Raw genomic sequence first — 15,025 nt, 5'->3', positions numbered from 1 at the left:
ACCATGGCAGTAACACCCTCGGCGGCCGTGCGAACGGCGCTGATCACTAAGTTGCGCGATCTCGTTGCCAGCGGCACGCTGGAACTGCTGTCAGCGGCCAACCAGGTGCTCGCGATATTCACCCTAAGCGCGAGCGCCGGGACCGTCTCTGGCGATGTCTGGACCTTGACCTTTGTCGCCAGTGAGGTCCTTGGCGAGACGGTCGCTGGCGACGGCACGACTTCGACCAAAGCGCAGATAAAGGATGGTTCCAGCACTGTTGCCATTGACGGTCTGACCGTGGGCCTGCCTGCATCATCGGCGGATATAAAGCTGATCAATGTGTCGATCTCGCAAGGTCAGGCCGTCGAGATCACCGCCGCGACCATCACGATTTCGGGTGCTTGACCATGGCAATCGCGATCACGCCGAAATTCGAAATCACGATCCCCGACGATCCTGCGGCGGAAGCGGCCGGAATGCTCACGCCGACGCGGTTCAACAGCGGTTCCGACATGATCATGGCCACGGCGCGGCTGCTCGGGCGTCTCACGGCAGATGCGGGTACGGTTGAGGAACTGGACGCCGCTGCCGTGAAGACGCTGCTCGGGCTGGTCAACGCGGTTCTGACGAGCGCGGCTCAAACCTTCACCAAACCACAGCGCGTGTCCTTCACGACGCTGACCTACGGCTCGACGGTGACACCGGACCTCAACGACAATAACGGCTTCATCCTGACCATGACCGGCAATCCGACGATTGCGAACCCTTCGAACATCGCAAGCGCTATCGGACAGGAAATCATGATCGTATTCCGGGGCGCGTTCCAGCCGAGCTTCGGCAGCTACTGGAAGTTCGCCGGTGGGGATGCCCCGACCTTTGACGGTTCTCTCAATGTGGTCGGTGGGGTGGTTATCTCCGCTACTGAAATCAGCGCCTTTGCTGGTCTGGGGGTGGCCTGATGTTTGGGTTCAGCCCCGTGATGATGGGCGGGAAGATCAAGCCGCCAGCACTTGGTGAATTCTGGACCGGACAGGGCGGCTATTACATCGGTGATATTCTGGATGGGGGAGTGCTCTTTCACCTCGTCATCGCGCCGAAGGCCAGTGGCCAGAATAATTCGGTTCAATGGAAAACCACCAATACAGCCACGGCGGGGACATCCAGCCTGACGAACGGGTTGGCAAATCTGGCCGGAATGGAAGCGGCGGGACTGTCCGTCCACCCGATGGGGCAATTCTGCAAGGCTCTGACGATTGGCGGCAAAACTGACTGGTATCCTCCAGCCAAGGATGAACTGAATGTGATTTATACGAACAGAACTTCTATCATCGGTGCGGATGCCATAAACGTGGATGCGACCTTTTATTGGTCGTCTTCATCTATCTCTACTTCCTCTACCCTTGTGTGGCTTCAGAGGTTCGACCTCGGTACCTTCGACAGCAACAATAAGGCCAACCTCTTTCGGGTTCGTGCTATTCGTCGCGTTGCAGCATAGGAGGCGGATCATGACACTTTACACCCATCCTAATCTCCCCGACTTCACCAGCCCCGCCCCCTTCAAGCTCGGGGAAGGCGATGAAACCATTTCCTATGCTCGCGGCTGGTGGCAGAAGACCACGCCGCAGAAGATCGCATCGCTTGGCTTTGTCGAGTACGTCGCGCCGGGACCGGAGACGCCGACACTTGAGCAGTTGCGGGAAGCCAAGATAGCTGCCGTCAATGCCAAGGTCAGCGCCGTGCTTTCGGGCGGCTTCACCGTGCCGACAGGCGCGATGGCCGGCGAAGTCCTGCAAACACGGGATAACGCCGACCGCATCAACTGGCTGGTCAGCCAGGCCAGCTATTCGGCGGCGGTCGCAGGCGGACAGGGCGCGGTCGAGGATGCGAAATTCCGCACCGCCGACAACGACACATTCACCATGAGCTATGCGGACGGCCTCAACGTGCTTCTCGCCATGGCGGCATGGGGTGCTGCCTGCATGGACAATAGCTGGTCGATCAAGGATGCCGTGAACGCTGCCGATGATCAGGCCGCGCTCGACGCAATCGATATCGATACAGGCTGGCCGGCTTAGCCATGGCTTTTCAACCCGGTGCATTCCAAGCCGATGCCTTTCAGGGCGCGGACGGCAAGAACAGGCTCGTCCTCGATGCCGTGTTCACCCCCGTGTTTCAGGCGGCGATCACCGGCACCGTTTCCGCCACAGGCACGCTGGACGGCAATGTCCAGGTTGCCTTCGCCGCTGATGTCTCGGGTTCCGTTGTCGTCACCAGCGTGCTGGATGCGCAGTTTACCCCGCTGTTCACCGCCGCTTTCACTGGCGACAGCGACGGCACGATCATCATTATCCCGCGCGATATCGCGGGCGGCATTGCCTATCTGATCGAGATCGAGGCGCACGACCCGGTGCTGGGTGAGACGGTCACGCTTCGATATTCGTCCGATGGCTTCAACACGACGCCAAGCGATGTTGCTCCGAACGCGTTCTACGGGCCACGGATCAAGGTGCCGGGCAACTACGAGCGCTCCATGTTCGGCTCGGGCATGACGACGGGCGAACAGCGTGTCGGTGCCGGCGTGGTCGAGTTGATCAATGCCGATGGTGCTTTGAGCGACGGCGGGCGCGACAGCATCTACGATCATGCTTTTGACGGCTACGACCTGACGATCCGCACCGTCTCACGGATCAAGCCGCGCTATGAGAACTCGGTGGTGGTCTTTAGCGGCACGATGGAGCAGGCGGAATTTCCATGGCAGAAAGTCGTCATTCGCATTCGTGACAGGCTGGCGGTGCTGAACGAGCCGATCCAGCCTGTGCTATTCGCCGGCACGACCATAGCCGGGGGGATGAATGAAGCCGAAGGCCGGCCGGACGATCTGAAGGGCAGGCCGAAGCCATTGTGTTTCGGAGCACCCCGCAATGTCCCGGCTGTCCCTTCAAACATTTACGACAGGATCTTCGACCTTGGCCAGCTTGGCCTCGACGGTATTGCTGAGTTCCGAGACAGGGGCGTGCTGATCACCGCAGCGGGAACGGATTATTCCACCGTAGCCGCCCTATGCGCCGCTTCCATTGCACCAGGTAAATATGCAACGGCGCTCAATCTTGGCTTAGCCAGGCTGGGCAGCGTGCCACAGGGCACGATCACGGCTTCGCCCATTGTCGGGGCAACGGCGGTCGACCGCACGGCAGGGCAGCTTGCACGGCGCATTCTGCTGCATATGGACCTGGTGGAAGGCGTCGACTTCCACGCATCTGATGTTGCCGCGCTCGATGAGGCGAATAGCGCCGAACTCGGCTACTGGATCGGAACCGACGAAGAAACGGCGCTGTCGGCCTTGTCCAAGATCCTTGGATCGATCGGCGCGACCATCGTTCCTGACCGACTCGGCGTGTTTCGCATGTACCGGTTTGACGATCCGGTCGGCATCATCCCGGTCACGACCTTCACAGCGGCAGAGGTGCTGGAAACAGCTACCGTCGGCATAGAGCGGTTGGTGACCGGGGATCAGGGCCGGGGCGTTCCTGCATGGCGAATTACACAGCGCTATGGCCACAACGCTGCCGTCATGAACAAGAGCGAACTCGACGTCTCCACGACCGATGAGTTCAAAGGGTTCGCGGTCGAGGAATGGCGCAATGCCGTTGCCGATGACGACACTATCCTTGCCGTCCACCGCCTTGCGCCGGAACTGACATTCGACAGCTATATCGTCCACGAGGTCGACGCACAGGCCGAAGCGGAACGCCGCCTGTCGCTCTATGGCGTGGCCCGCGATTACTTCGTGGTGCCCGTCAAAGCCTATCTGGTGGAACAGGTGGACCTCAACAGCGTGGTTCGTCTGACCTTGCCGCGCTTCGGCCTCGACGCCGGCAAGCTGTTTCGCGTCGTCGGCATCGTCGAGGATTTCGAAGCCGGCATCACCAAGCTGGAACTCTGGGGATAATCATTCATGTCTGACTACCGGATGATCATCCTGTTTCCGAACAGGATCGACGGCGCAACTGTATCTGGTGGCGCCTATTTCGAGGCCACGCCGCTCGCCAACCTTCAGGATCGGCAGTTGTCGCGTGTGGCGCGCACAATTGACCTGTTGCCGTCATCGACATGGTTCGCCGTGGACTTTGGCAGGCAGCGCAGCATTCGCGGCTTCGCCTTCGTAAACCACAATTTCTCATTCTCCAGCCGCATTCGGGCACGGGCTTCGAACGTCGCGGATTTCTCGACCACGATCTACGACAAGACGCTGGACACCTGGGCGGCGGTGGCTGGCGACTGGAACATCGATGAGCTGGAGTGGGAGAACGACAATTACTGGCTCGGCACCTTCTCGCCTGAAGAAGTCGAGGGGCAGACACCTGCCTCGGCGCGCATCCTGCCGGACACGGTCCAAGCCAGATATTGGCGCTTCGACATCATCGATACGCAAAATGAGGCGGGCTATCTCGACATAGGCCGGTTGTTCATCGGCGACGGGTTTTTGCAGCCCACATACAACATGAGCTTTGGCGCGCAGTCGGGTTATGAGACCGCGACGAAGGTGGATACGTCGCTGGGCGGTGCCGAGTATTTCGACCGGCGCGAAAGCTTGCGCGTCATCCGGTTCGATCTCGGCCTGCTGTCGAATGAGGAGGGTTTTGGCAAGGCGCTGGAGTTAATGCGCCGCGCCGGGATCGATGGGGAAATCTTTGTTATCCCCGATCCTCTCGATACGGTTTACGGCGAACAACGATCGTTTCTCGGACGGAACCGGCAACTCAATCTGCTGGAGGCTACTGCCTTCCAACTCAATTCGATGTCGTTTGAAATCAAGGAGCTGCGCTGATGGCGACCTATCCACAGACCCAAGCTGATTATGTCGCCGCGCTTGACGATGAGGACTTTCTCGCGGGGGGGCATCGGACCAATTTCCCGCTCTCTCTCATCGCCGTACTGGCCTTCATCGATTATTCCAAACTCACGGCTGATGAACTGGTCATATTGGCCGCGCAGGTCACCGCCGACGCCGCGTCTGCCGCTGCCGGATCGGGTACGGAGGCGAGCGTAGCCAATATCCGCGCCGCTGCTGACCTGGCGCACTACATCTCCATGCGTCGGGCGGTTGCGGCGCAAGCCCCCGTCGCGCTCACCGATGCCGCCTCAATCGCATGGGATATGGCAACGGGCATCAACTTCAAGGTGGTGATCGGCGCTGCGGATCGCGCTCTCGCCAATCCGACAAACCAGATCATCGGCAAGAACGGCTTCATCAACGTCCATCAGGACGCCACTGGCGGGCGATCAATCACCACATGGGGCAGCAACTTCATCTGGATCGGGCCGGAGGCTTCATGGCCATCTACGCCTAACGCCAGAACGAAGATCGCCTATTTTGTGACGGCGTCCGGTGAAGTCGAGCTTGCATTCGCGGGGAACTCGGCATGATCCTTTCCCCGACGCCTTTTCTCGGCTGGAGTTCGGTCTACCGAGGCGAGGTTAAATATATCGCGTTCGGCCGAAGCAACAGCATCCTCAGTCCTACCTATTACGACGACGCAGGCTTTCGCGTTTCCAGCGATGGTCGCAAATGGTTTCGGTACGGCGTTGCAGGCGATCTCGCCCGTTATCTTGGCAATTTCTCAGCCACGATTATGAAGCGGACGCGCCATTGCCTGGTGTTGGGCGGACGGATCAGGCTACCGAACGGTTCGACTGAGGCTGGCCTGTTCGTGTCCGATCTTGACGATGGCGTGACATGGAAGCGCAAGCGGACTCTCGCGGATCAAGGGCCGTCTCAGTCTCGAGGCTATTATGTCGCCATCACTGACAATGCGAATATGATCGCAGCCGCAATCCCTGATGGTGCCATAGCCTACACGACCGATTTTGAAAATTGGGCTGGCCTCGCCTCAATCGGGGTGACACTTCCGAATATCGTCGGACAGATCGCCGCAACGGATAGTCGTATTCTCGCGTCTTTGGGGAAAAGCATGCGACAGAGTGTGACCCCTCCCGGCCCATGGTCGAGCGGGACCGCACCATTTCCCTCGACGAACCTGCAGGATTTCCATGGTGAGGATATTTTCTGCGCTGTTGACCTTACATCGCTGAGGACCGCTCCGGCGACCGGATCGCCTTGGACTACGAGAGCGATACCAGCCTCAACCGATCTATCGACGGTCATGTATGGCGATAGCCGTTGGCTCGTCGGAGACAGGACCGGCCACCTCATCACGTCAACCACTGGGATTACCGCATGGTCGTCCGTTACTGGCGGATATGGTGGAGACGCGAACATTGATGCTTGGCTGTTCGATGGCGATCAATGGTTGATGTTCTGGGGCGCCGACAGTCTCTCGTACGGCAGTTATGACGCGATGGAGCCGCTTACAGGCATCGGGCTGGCCGGCGAAAGAACTGCTGGCGCCGCCTATATCGGGACTTAACCCTTAGCGGCTCTTTGCCATTGTAGCGGCTCCCGTCGACGGGCGGGGTTTTAATCACGAAAGGAAAGCGCCATGCGTCTGGTTGGTTCAACCGGTCCCGAGATCGAAGCCACCGGGGTGGCCGGCATGACTGGCAAGGGCATAGAAGCCGGTTGCAGGCGGCCGTCGCAGCTTGCGCGTTACCGCTGTCGCAGCAGTTTCCTGAGTTCCTCGACTTGCCGTGCAGACTGGTCAGGCCGCGCCTGGCGCTCGGCTTCGTCTCGATCCTCGATTTCCTGTATGTCGCGGCCAAGCGAAAGCGCCGCGATGCCTGCGACGATGATTATCGACAGAAACAAGACCATGCTGGTCGATGGGCGATTGATCTCAGACAGTACGCCACCGCCCGCGATCGCGATGATGATCCAGCATGCTGTCCGGCACTCGGATAGGCTCTTGATCATACCTTTCCAATCCTCAAGGCGGCACCTAGCCGGCAGCCTAGGCACGTCGCCGACACGATCGAATAGAGACCGGGCGGCTCCCCGTCGACGGGCGGGGTCTTTATTCCCACAGCCACCACGCGACTGCCAGGATAACGACGGTCCAGATGGCGCCGCGTACGAAACCGCGCCGGCCGGGCTTCCAAGGGTCGTTCTGATCTTCGTTTGACATGCACCAACCCGGGAAGAGGGTGCCCGGTCGCTGGAATGTTGTAGGCTTAGACTAGCGACCGGGCGTGCTGCCATGGATCCGGGCAGCCTCTCACCATAGCCGGACAGGAATAGGCCGGCAATCAACATTCTCGGCAAGCAAAACCCGCCACCAGTGGTCTCTGGTGGCAGACTTTGAAGGCAAAATGGCGAGGATTAGACGGGGACAGGCCCAATATCCAATACGATATGATTCATGCCGACCACTGTCACGCCGTCTGCACCGAGCGCTTCGAGCATGATGTCGTAATGCCCTGACTCTCCTGCAGAGGATTCAAGATTATTATCGAACCAGGCAACTTTCTCGATGTTCTGAGTGATCTTACCAATAATTCCGTCTCCGCCATCATCGGTAATAGAACCCGCTGGACCGTTACCAGAGATATGGTTCCACTGATAATTGGAGTCGCTGATATTGCCTCCGTCCGCCGTGTTCCCCGTCTCCCCGAGAGAGGCGAGCTCAAAGACCTGATAGTGAGTAGCTTCCGATGCGTCAGTGTCGATCGACAGTCTGAACGTGTTGGCCGAGAGCAGATCAGCGTCCTGTGACTCGACAGAATATACAAAGCGGGCGGTGTCTGCATTGTCGAGGGTGTAATGCAACAGGCCATCTTCGGAATTCAATACGCCGACCACTGCTCCTTGCTGATCAATCCAACCAGTCAGGCCGAGTTCGATATTCGAAGCGTCCGAAACCACAGTTGCAAAGCCATCGTTCGGATTGGTTTTCCCAGCAAAAAGATGATCGTCATCGTTGCCGGCAACCGCATCCGAAGGTAAAAATGTCATTGATCCCTCATTGCTTTGGATCACAATGCCGGTTTCGGCTACGACCGTATCGGTGCCCTTGAGGGTAGCGGTGAGATTTACATCATACGTCTCGGCACCTTGAACGCCATGGTTATCGTTGTACCATTGAATAGCCTGTATGTTTTGGGTTGTAGTGCCGCCAGCGTCACCGCCATCGTCTACGATGCCGTCTCCATCGACTCGCACCCAGTCATAGTGAGATGGGTTCAGATCGTCCGAGGCTCCGGTGGCGGCGTCCGGAACAAGCTGGAAGGTCTCGAAGTGCTCTCCCCCGCCCGGGTCGGTGTCGATTTGCAGCGTGTAATCGTAATGATCAAGATCGACGCCGCTAACAGAATAGGCGAACCGCACAGCGTCTCCCCGATCCGCGTCTACGGCGAAAACATTGGTACCAAGATCTGGAGCAACGTCAGTCCCGTCATTGTCGTAGCGCACGTCCAACCCGAGTTCGATCTGCCCAGAGCTATCTTTACCGATCATGAACCCGTTTGCGGGGTTGCTTGCGCCGACGAAAAGGTTGCCACTGCCGTCGGTTGCTGCGGCACCAAGATCGCCGTATTCGGCAGGCGGGACATCAATAGGTGGGTTAAAGAAATCGTCCGCACCGCCATGGGACTCCTCCACAGTGCCAGGATCGGAGGTGACACTTTCGATCACGCCGTGCGCTGAATCATTGGCAGCTTCGTTCAAGCGCCCGTTGGGCAGATAAAGGTCAACGTCGCTTTCGCTCGCTTGCTGCACCCAATAGAGGCCGGCATCGACCTTGTTTTGGATATACTGCTGATCTGGAGTGCCGGTGTTAGTGTCGGCATTGCCGAGGATAGATGTCACCAGGCTGCCCGGGTCCTCACCGGCCTCAAGACGCGCCGAATAGTACGCCAGGCCATCTGCATCGATCGGGCGACCAAACACGTTCATGTAAACCTGGCTTAGAAAACCTTCGATATCGGTGCCGGGGTCTGAAAAGAAAGGATAGGATTCAGACGCCTCAGGCGAGGCCGCAAATGAATCGCCAATATCTTGGATAGAAATACCAGATTCAAGACGGCCTATCCAGTATTCTAGGCCGATTGGGTCGGGAGCTCGATTGTAAAATCCAATATAGAGCTGTGTAATCAGTTCTGAGTTCGTAGCCATTTTCTATCCTCATTTCATTAAATGTTTACAAATCCAGATCGCTCCCCCATGCGAGATGGCACAGTTATTAACGTTCACCGCTTTTGTCGTGGAGTCAATCTATTCACCAAAATCGCTTGGCTACAGCTGCAGGGTTCCGCCATGGCAGAAATGGCACCCGATCCGGTCAGGATCATCCTGGGAGAGGGTGCCGAGCAGGCTTACAATTTGGGGTGTGAAACTGCCGCGCACCGGTATTTCCCGGATAGAAAAACCGGGTCACTGCTGCAGTCGCTGGATATGTGGCTAACGCCGGGTGCCAGCCAACTCGCTGTTGCGATAGGCGCGATAATTTAGGGCTTTGGCGTCGATTCCGGTTATCGAAACCGACGAGCCAAAGCGCAGACAGCAAATGCTTGGATAACAATCAGACCAGCATCGTCCAAACCACAGCCACGCTGCATGCGATCACTACTGCTACCGCAAATCCGACCCGATGGCGCTCCCATGGATAGGGTTCGCGCTGCCAATTGTACGACACTGAAAATGTCTCCCCCGATAAACGGGCAATCTAGCCGCTAGCGTTTTGCAACGTCAACCGACGTCATCCGGCTCAGGCCGGCAATCACCACAATCTATCCCATGGCAAGCATTGAAGTGTTTGCCTACCGTGTGGCCGATCCAGCCATCGCGAAGACAATGACAATCACGCTAGCGGCGATCACCGCCCATAGCCAGATCGGCAAGCCCCAAAACTGAAAATGCCAAATGGGAGGTCTCCTCTTGCTTGCCACCCGTCCGATAGAAAAGCGGTGCGGCTGAAGAAGTTCCCAATCGATCAAATCTGAAAGGACTGACCATGAACAGACCCGCGTTTTACGCGGCGCTGCGACAGCGCTCGTCTGGTGTTTTCGGGACCAGTTTATCTCAAGGGCAGGTGACGGCGCTCGGTCTGATCCTTGACGAAGGCGAGCAGCGCGGGCTGATCCTGACGCATCTGGCCTATGTGCTGGCAACGCCATATCACGAAGTCGGGTCGGCTCTACAGCCCAAGACGGAGAGCCTGACATACACCACGGCGGCGCGGATCCGGGCTGTGTGGCCGTCCCGGTTCGCCAGTGCCGCCGCTGCGCAGCCATATGTCCGTCAGCCTCAGAAACTCGCCAACAAGGTCTATGGCGGACGCATGGGCAACACCGGCCCGAATGATGGCTGGACCTATCGCGGGCGCGGCCTCTGCCAGATCACCGGCCGGGAGATGTACACGAAGCTCGGCAACCTGATCGGCGTCAACCTTGTCGGCGATCCTGACGCGGCGCTGGAACCAGACATTGCCGTCGCGATCATGTTCGAAGGGATGATCTTCGGCCTGTTCACCGGCAAGAAGCTTTCTGACTATCTCAATGCGCAGGCGACAGACTATCGCGGGGCTAGGGCGATCATCAACGGCGACGTGAAGGCCAATGGCGACAAGATCGCCGGTTATGCCCGCGCCTTCGAAACTGCCCTGAAAGCTGCCAGCTATTCCAGCCTGAAACCGAAGTCCGGCCCAATATCCGGCCCGCCACCGCTTGGGCCGGGGGCAGCTGTCCGCGATAATCGGACAACTGAGAGCACCACCCCTAAACCCATCAAACCCAAGGCTTCCAGCCCGGAAACGGGCGATGCGAGCACCACCCCCAAGCGCTCGATTTGGGCCGCACTTCTCGATCTCATCTCCAAGCTGTTCGGAAGGAAATAACCATGGAACAGGAACCTATCAACCAGCCAAGCGCCAACCCAACTCGGAAGCTTTCCGCCGCCGTCATCGGGGCGGCGCTCATTGCTGTGGCTGGCCTGATCGTCAAGAACGCCGCTCCCGAATGGTATGACCCGGAAGTGTTCGCGGCTCTTACGCCAATCGTGATCTTCGGCCTCGGATATTACGTCCGCGATCGTCCAAATGTCGTGGTGTCGGAATGACCGCCCTCCTAACCCTGCTGGCTTCAAAGGCTGGCACATACATCATCGGCGGGGTTGCGATCCTTGCGGCATTCGTCGCCACCTACGTCAAGGGTCGACTGTCCGGGGCCAAGTTGGAACGGGACCATCAGGCCGCTTCCGAAGCCAAAGCCCGCGACATTGCCGATCAGGTCGATAACGACATTGGCGCGTTGCCCGGCTCAAAGGCGAGGGAGGAACTGGGCAAATGGTCAAAGCACTAACCCTTGCCGCGCTCTTGGCCGTAGCCGGCTGTCAGACGCCCAAGGCGTCGTTCTGCACCGTCGCCAGTCCGATCCGGCCGTCAGCCTCAACCATCGCCACCATGACTGACGCGGAAATCCGGGACGTACTGGCGCACAACGTCAAGGGCGCGAAGCTTTGCGGCTGGCATCCGTGACGGCAACAAACATCACCATCGAAGCATTGAACTAAGGGGTTGGGGAATTGCACGAGGATGACGAGATGACGAACGCTCCGCAGAAGATTGCCGAGAACGTGCTCCTACTGGCATTCGCCCGCGTGTCTATGGCGCTGGCGCTGCCGACCATCGGGCTTATCGCCTTGCTCGGCTCGCAATGGCTGGAAGGGAAATTCGACGCACAGGCCAAGGTCGTCAACCAGCAGATCACCACGGTAACAGCGACCGCCACAAGAGCGAATGACGTTGCCAGCAAGGTCAATGACCGGCTGATCGCAGTCGAGACAAAGCAGGTGCAGGATGGTGCTTCGAACGACAAGTTCCAGACCGCGACCCTGGCCAGGCTCGATAGGGTGCAGGATTCAATCGTGGGCCTGTCGAATGCCGTGTCGGCTTTGACAGCCACGCTCCAAGCCTTGGTGAGCGATCAGAACCGTAAGCAGCCGCTGTAAGCCTTCGCATTACCACCTACTACCCAGCCCGCGTGTCCTGATGGATGCGCGGGCTTTTATTTTGTCCTGGCTGATCAAATGCGCGCCCCCAACAGTTGGCGCAACCCAGCCATAAAGCCGCGTCCCTTAATTGCCCGACGAACGCAGCGCGCGGCCCTCGAAGCTAGCATCGAGGCCCCGACATGGCAGTAGCAGACGATTTCGTGCAACTGGTTGTCTTTCAGCTCGAAGAAACGCTTAGCTTCCCCATAGCTGTCGTCTGCCAGACCTTCCTCGCGCAAGATCGGGTCATAGAACGCGACTGATATCGGTGAACCTTCGGCGCGCATCGTATCCCGCTCGGGCTGTGGACGATGCTCCGTGCCTTCGAGGGCGGTAAGTATCCGATGCGGTTTATCTTCCAGCAGTTCTGCCCAGCGTTCGAGGCGCTGGGTTCGAGACATTCCAAGCTGCGTCGGGTCTGTGTGGACTTTAGCAACCGTTTGCATCCGGTCTAGTGTTTGGTGCTTCATCGCAACCTCCAATAAAGCCCCGGCACCCTGTTCGAAATGTAGCGCGGATGTAAAAACGGCAATGGAATAATTAGGCTTGAGGGTAGTTTTTTAGCATCGCGTGGGTGCATGCGATCGAGGATGCCCATCCTCGGCCTTCAGAGAGCCCGTCACCTCCGGCGTGGGTGGTGGGCTTTTTGACGTTTGTGAGAACAAAATGGTCCATCAGGCGTTTCTTGGACAGGCGATCCCCGCCGTATGGAGAAAACCATGGACTGGAACCGCATCGAAGGGAATTGGAAGCAGGTTATGGGCAAGGTCAAAGAGCAGTGGGGGAACCTCACCGATGACGATCTTGATCAGATCGCCGGCCGCCGCGACCAGCTTGAAGGGAAAATTCAAGAACGCTACGGTCTCGAAAAAGATCGCGCAAAGCGGGATGTAGACGATTGGTTTGTTGGCCAGACTTGGCTTGATTACCCCACCCGCTAGATGTGAGTTCGCACCCAAAGCCCGCCGCCTCAGGAGCGACGGCGGGCCTTTCTCTCGTTTAATTCCTAACTCACGCGTAGGTTAGTTTGCGCCGCCGAGTTGCTTGGTTTTTTCGCAAAAATCGTTGTGTAGCTTTTCAGTATCGGTGTCGCATTCCTTCGAGAAGGCGTCCCGATCTTCCTGCGTCAATGCCATCCATGCAGCTTTGAAGTCCTCGTCCGACTTTAGCGTCTTCATTTCCGCGTCGGAATAGAACGTTGCCATGGCACCGGGCTTGTCGAACACCGATGGATCAGGGGTTTCTGTAGGCGTCGCGGTGGCGTCCGGAGTGGTTGATTGGGCCATCGCTGCCGTCGCGAGGCCAAATGTTAAAACCGACGCCGCTAGAATTTTTATCAACATCACGTTTCTCCATTTTTGGTCGACCGCGTGAATGCGGACTGATCCCAAACCTGAAGGATGCCGAAACGTTCCAGCTTTTCTACATGAGCTTTTCCCTCAGCTCGGAACAAGTCGGCCCACAATCGATTATTTGCCTGCGTCCGGACACACCATCCTCGCACCCTTGCGAGCCCGTCACTTTCCACCCAGTGGCGGGCTTTTCGAGCGTCGGCCTAACCGATAGCCGTCAAAACAGCGGCTTTTCCCGGTCGCGCTCGTTCCCAAGCGCTTTCGTCAGCTCTCGCGCATAGGCTGCGCGGGCCGTCTGCATGATGGCTAGGTCCTGCTGAAGCTCGGCGATCTTGCGGTCTACCGTCTGGACGTTGACGAGTTGCGCCTTGGTGGCCTCGGAGAGGCTGTTGAGATCGTATGTCTTGCCGTCGATGGTGATGCTCGGGCGGGCGCTCATTCTAGGCTCCTTCAAGAAAAACCCCGCCGGCCTAAGCCAGCGGGGTCGATTGTTGGATCACTCTCAGATGAGAGGATTAGGCGAAGATGCCAAAATCCGCAGCAGTTAGCCCTGTTACAGCGGTGAGTTCAACAGCGTGGTCGGCCGAACCGTTGTTATCAAGGTCGGCGAAGACCCAAGTGTCGGTACCGTCGCTAACGGCCATGTAAGTCAGGTCAGCATCCAGACCGAAGGCAGTATTGGCGTTAACGAGGGCATCGAGGTAACCGCCAGCGCTGGCATCGACGTCAAAGTTATCCGCCGTACCCGAAATACCAAAGTTCAGCGTGTCTTCAGTACCGCCGAAGTTGGCAATCGTGTCGATCTCACCGAGAGCAAGACCGGTGTCGCCAGCGTTGATGACCACTTCCTGAGCGGCGCCAGCAACACCGAGATCGATGGCATCGGCACCGGCACCACCGATGATGACTTCACCAGCCACGTTACCAGCAATGATGGTGTCAATGCCTGCACCACCGTCGATGAGCTGGCTAGCAGCACCACCGGTGAGCGCATCGTCACCCGAGCCGCCCAAGACAGTCTCAGTGGTGGCCGTAGCAGTAAGCCCCAGGTCACCAGTCGAAGCCGAAGCGTCGATGGTCGTGACTGCACCACCAGTGAGGGTGACGATTGTATCGGACGACAGCCCAATATCCACCGTTTCCGTCGTGGCCGCTGCGTTCACGGTCAGGGTCGCACCCGCCGAACCCTCTACGTCCAGTGTCGTGTTTGCGGCACCAACCAGCGTGACAGCGGTTGCAGCGGCTGCGCCATCCAAGTGGATCGTCGTAGCGACTTCCTCTGCATCAACAGTAAGCGTGGTAGTAGCCGCTGTCGTATTCGACAACGTAACCGACTGACCTTCACCAAGGGTAATGGCAGTTGCACCAAAACCACCGACGTCAAGGCTCGTAACGTCCAGAAGGGCGGAGGCGTCAAGAGCCGTGATCGCAGCAGTAGTAGCATCAACGTGGATGTTTTCCACGTTGCTCATCTGGGCAGCGGTCGGAAGACCACCGGCAGCCGTTGACAACAAGAGATTGAGCGTGTCGTTACCGCCCGCGCCGTTGATCACATCGAAGGTGTTCAGCGTTTGATCAGCACCGTCGCCAATCACGTTGAACGTGTCATCAAGTTCCGTACCAACAACATTCTCACCAATAGCAGTAGTGAGCGTGAAGGTCGAGCCAACGCCAAAGAAGTCGCTGGTTTCCGTGTTGGCTTCCGTCACGGAAGCTTCGGTTTCATCAACGCCATCGATCACACCATGCG

Annotated in this window: 19 protein-coding genes and 1 pseudogene; 14 read left to right on the top strand and 6 right to left on the bottom strand. The window is 58.1% G+C overall.

Features of this window, described 5'->3' with window-relative positions; translation table 11 throughout:
- Positions 1 to 3: 3 nt before the first annotated feature.
- Genes ACX3P0_RS12250 through ACX3P0_RS12215 form a run of 8 tightly spaced genes read left to right on the top strand, consistent with a single transcriptional unit; the run spans position 4 to position 6,410 of the window.
- Positions 4 to 387 carry a hypothetical protein gene (locus ACX3P0_RS12250; protein WP_459088802.1) on the top strand — a complete coding sequence of 128 codons (384 nt, stop codon included), beginning with the start codon at positions 4 to 6 and terminating at the stop codon, positions 385 to 387.
- Between the two features lie 2 nt (positions 388 to 389).
- Positions 390 to 941 (top strand): hypothetical protein, encoded by a 552-nt coding sequence (locus ACX3P0_RS12245; RefSeq protein WP_459088800.1) that lies wholly within the window; start codon positions 390 to 392, stop codon positions 939 to 941.
- Positions 941 to 1,477 (top strand): Lcl domain-containing protein, encoded by a 537-nt coding sequence (locus ACX3P0_RS12240; RefSeq protein WP_459088798.1) that lies wholly within the window; start codon positions 941 to 943, stop codon positions 1,475 to 1,477. Before ACX3P0_RS12245 ends, ACX3P0_RS12240 begins: the two co-directional genes overlap by 1 nt.
- Before the next feature lie 10 nt (positions 1,478 to 1,487).
- Entirely contained in the window at positions 1,488 to 2,057 is a 570-nt protein-coding gene (locus ACX3P0_RS12235) for a DUF4376 domain-containing protein (protein WP_459088796.1), read from the top strand.
- Between the two features lie 2 nt (positions 2,058 to 2,059).
- Positions 2,060 to 3,931: a hypothetical protein gene (locus tag ACX3P0_RS12230; protein ID WP_459088794.1), complete on the top strand. Its 1,872-nt coding sequence runs from the start codon at positions 2,060 to 2,062 to the stop codon at positions 3,929 to 3,931.
- Between the two features lie 6 nt (positions 3,932 to 3,937).
- Positions 3,938 to 4,810, top strand: a complete 873-nt coding sequence (locus ACX3P0_RS12225) for a hypothetical protein (protein WP_459088792.1) — start codon at positions 3,938 to 3,940, stop codon at positions 4,808 to 4,810.
- Positions 4,810 to 5,409, top strand: a complete 600-nt coding sequence (locus ACX3P0_RS12220) for a hypothetical protein (protein WP_459088790.1) — start codon at positions 4,810 to 4,812, stop codon at positions 5,407 to 5,409. Before ACX3P0_RS12225 ends, ACX3P0_RS12220 begins: the two co-directional genes overlap by 1 nt.
- A complete protein-coding gene (locus tag ACX3P0_RS12215; protein ID WP_459088788.1) occupies positions 5,406 to 6,410 on the top strand; it encodes a hypothetical protein in 1,005 nt (334 codons plus the stop codon). The genes ACX3P0_RS12220 and ACX3P0_RS12215 overlap by 4 nt, the downstream gene beginning before the upstream one ends.
- A 179-nt stretch (positions 6,411 to 6,589) precedes the next feature.
- Here ACX3P0_RS12215 and ACX3P0_RS12210 read toward each other — a convergent pair whose 3' ends face one another.
- Together ACX3P0_RS12210 and ACX3P0_RS12205 are read right to left on the bottom strand one after the other, a co-directional pair.
- Positions 6,590 to 6,853, bottom strand: a complete 264-nt coding sequence (locus ACX3P0_RS12210) for a hypothetical protein (protein WP_459088786.1) — start codon at positions 6,851 to 6,853, stop codon at positions 6,590 to 6,592.
- A 405-nt stretch (positions 6,854 to 7,258) separates the two neighbouring features.
- Positions 7,259 to 9,049 carry a DUF4214 domain-containing protein gene (locus ACX3P0_RS12205; RefSeq protein WP_459088784.1) on the bottom strand — a complete coding sequence of 597 codons (1,791 nt, stop codon included), beginning with the start codon at positions 9,047 to 9,049 and terminating at the stop codon, positions 7,259 to 7,261.
- A gap of 838 nt (positions 9,050 to 9,887) precedes the next feature.
- Between ACX3P0_RS12205 and ACX3P0_RS12200 the strand changes: the two genes are divergently transcribed.
- The 5 genes from ACX3P0_RS12200 (at position 9,888) to ACX3P0_RS12180 (ending at position 11,881) form a co-directional block, all read left to right on the top strand.
- On the top strand, positions 9,888 to 10,769 hold the full coding sequence (locus ACX3P0_RS12200) for a hypothetical protein (RefSeq protein ID WP_459088782.1): 882 nt from the start codon (positions 9,888 to 9,890) through the stop codon (positions 10,767 to 10,769).
- Positions 10,770 to 10,771: 2 nt separating this feature from the next.
- Entirely contained in the window at positions 10,772 to 10,990 is a 219-nt protein-coding gene (locus ACX3P0_RS12195; protein ID WP_459088780.1) for a hypothetical protein, read from the top strand.
- Positions 10,987 to 11,232: a hypothetical protein gene (locus ACX3P0_RS12190; RefSeq protein ID WP_459088778.1), complete on the top strand. Its 246-nt coding sequence runs from the start codon at positions 10,987 to 10,989 to the stop codon at positions 11,230 to 11,232. Before ACX3P0_RS12195 ends, ACX3P0_RS12190 begins: the two co-directional genes overlap by 4 nt.
- Positions 11,217 to 11,408, top strand: a complete 192-nt coding sequence (locus ACX3P0_RS12185) for a hypothetical protein (RefSeq protein WP_459088776.1) — start codon at positions 11,217 to 11,219, stop codon at positions 11,406 to 11,408. Before ACX3P0_RS12190 ends, ACX3P0_RS12185 begins: the two co-directional genes overlap by 16 nt.
- A gap of 65 nt (positions 11,409 to 11,473) precedes the next feature.
- On the top strand, positions 11,474 to 11,881 hold the full coding sequence (locus ACX3P0_RS12180; RefSeq protein WP_459088774.1) for a hypothetical protein: 408 nt from the start codon (positions 11,474 to 11,476) through the stop codon (positions 11,879 to 11,881).
- Positions 11,882 to 11,955: 74 nt separating this feature from the next.
- Here ACX3P0_RS12180 and ACX3P0_RS12175 read toward each other — a convergent pair whose 3' ends face one another.
- The gene (locus tag ACX3P0_RS12175) at positions 11,956 to 12,393 is read right to left on the bottom strand and encodes a hypothetical protein (protein WP_459088772.1); all 438 of its coding nucleotides are present in this window, start codon (positions 12,391 to 12,393) and stop codon (positions 11,956 to 11,958) included.
- Between the two features lie 249 nt (positions 12,394 to 12,642).
- Between ACX3P0_RS12175 and ACX3P0_RS12170 the strand changes: the two genes are divergently transcribed.
- Positions 12,643 to 12,864, top strand: a complete 222-nt coding sequence (locus ACX3P0_RS12170) for a CsbD family protein (protein WP_459088770.1) — start codon at positions 12,643 to 12,645, stop codon at positions 12,862 to 12,864.
- A gap of 81 nt (positions 12,865 to 12,945) precedes the next feature.
- Here ACX3P0_RS12170 and ACX3P0_RS12165 read toward each other — a convergent pair whose 3' ends face one another.
- The 3 genes and pseudogenes from ACX3P0_RS12165 to ACX3P0_RS12155 form a co-directional block, all read right to left on the bottom strand.
- Positions 12,946 to 13,266 (bottom strand): hypothetical protein, encoded by a 321-nt coding sequence (locus tag ACX3P0_RS12165; RefSeq protein ID WP_459088768.1) that lies wholly within the window; start codon positions 13,264 to 13,266, stop codon positions 12,946 to 12,948.
- Between the two features lie 226 nt (positions 13,267 to 13,492).
- On the bottom strand, positions 13,493 to 13,714 hold the full coding sequence (locus tag ACX3P0_RS12160; RefSeq protein WP_459088766.1) for a DUF6447 family protein: 222 nt from the start codon (positions 13,712 to 13,714) through the stop codon (positions 13,493 to 13,495).
- A gap of 76 nt (positions 13,715 to 13,790) precedes the next feature.
- Positions 13,791 to 15,025 (bottom strand): annotated as a pseudogene (locus tag ACX3P0_RS12155) (hypothetical protein); the annotation flags it as partial.

The organism is Mesorhizobium sp. A556, from assembly GCF_054489545.1.
Note: the sequence above shows the minus strand (reverse complement) of the source record. Positions and strands in the feature narration are given on the sequence as shown.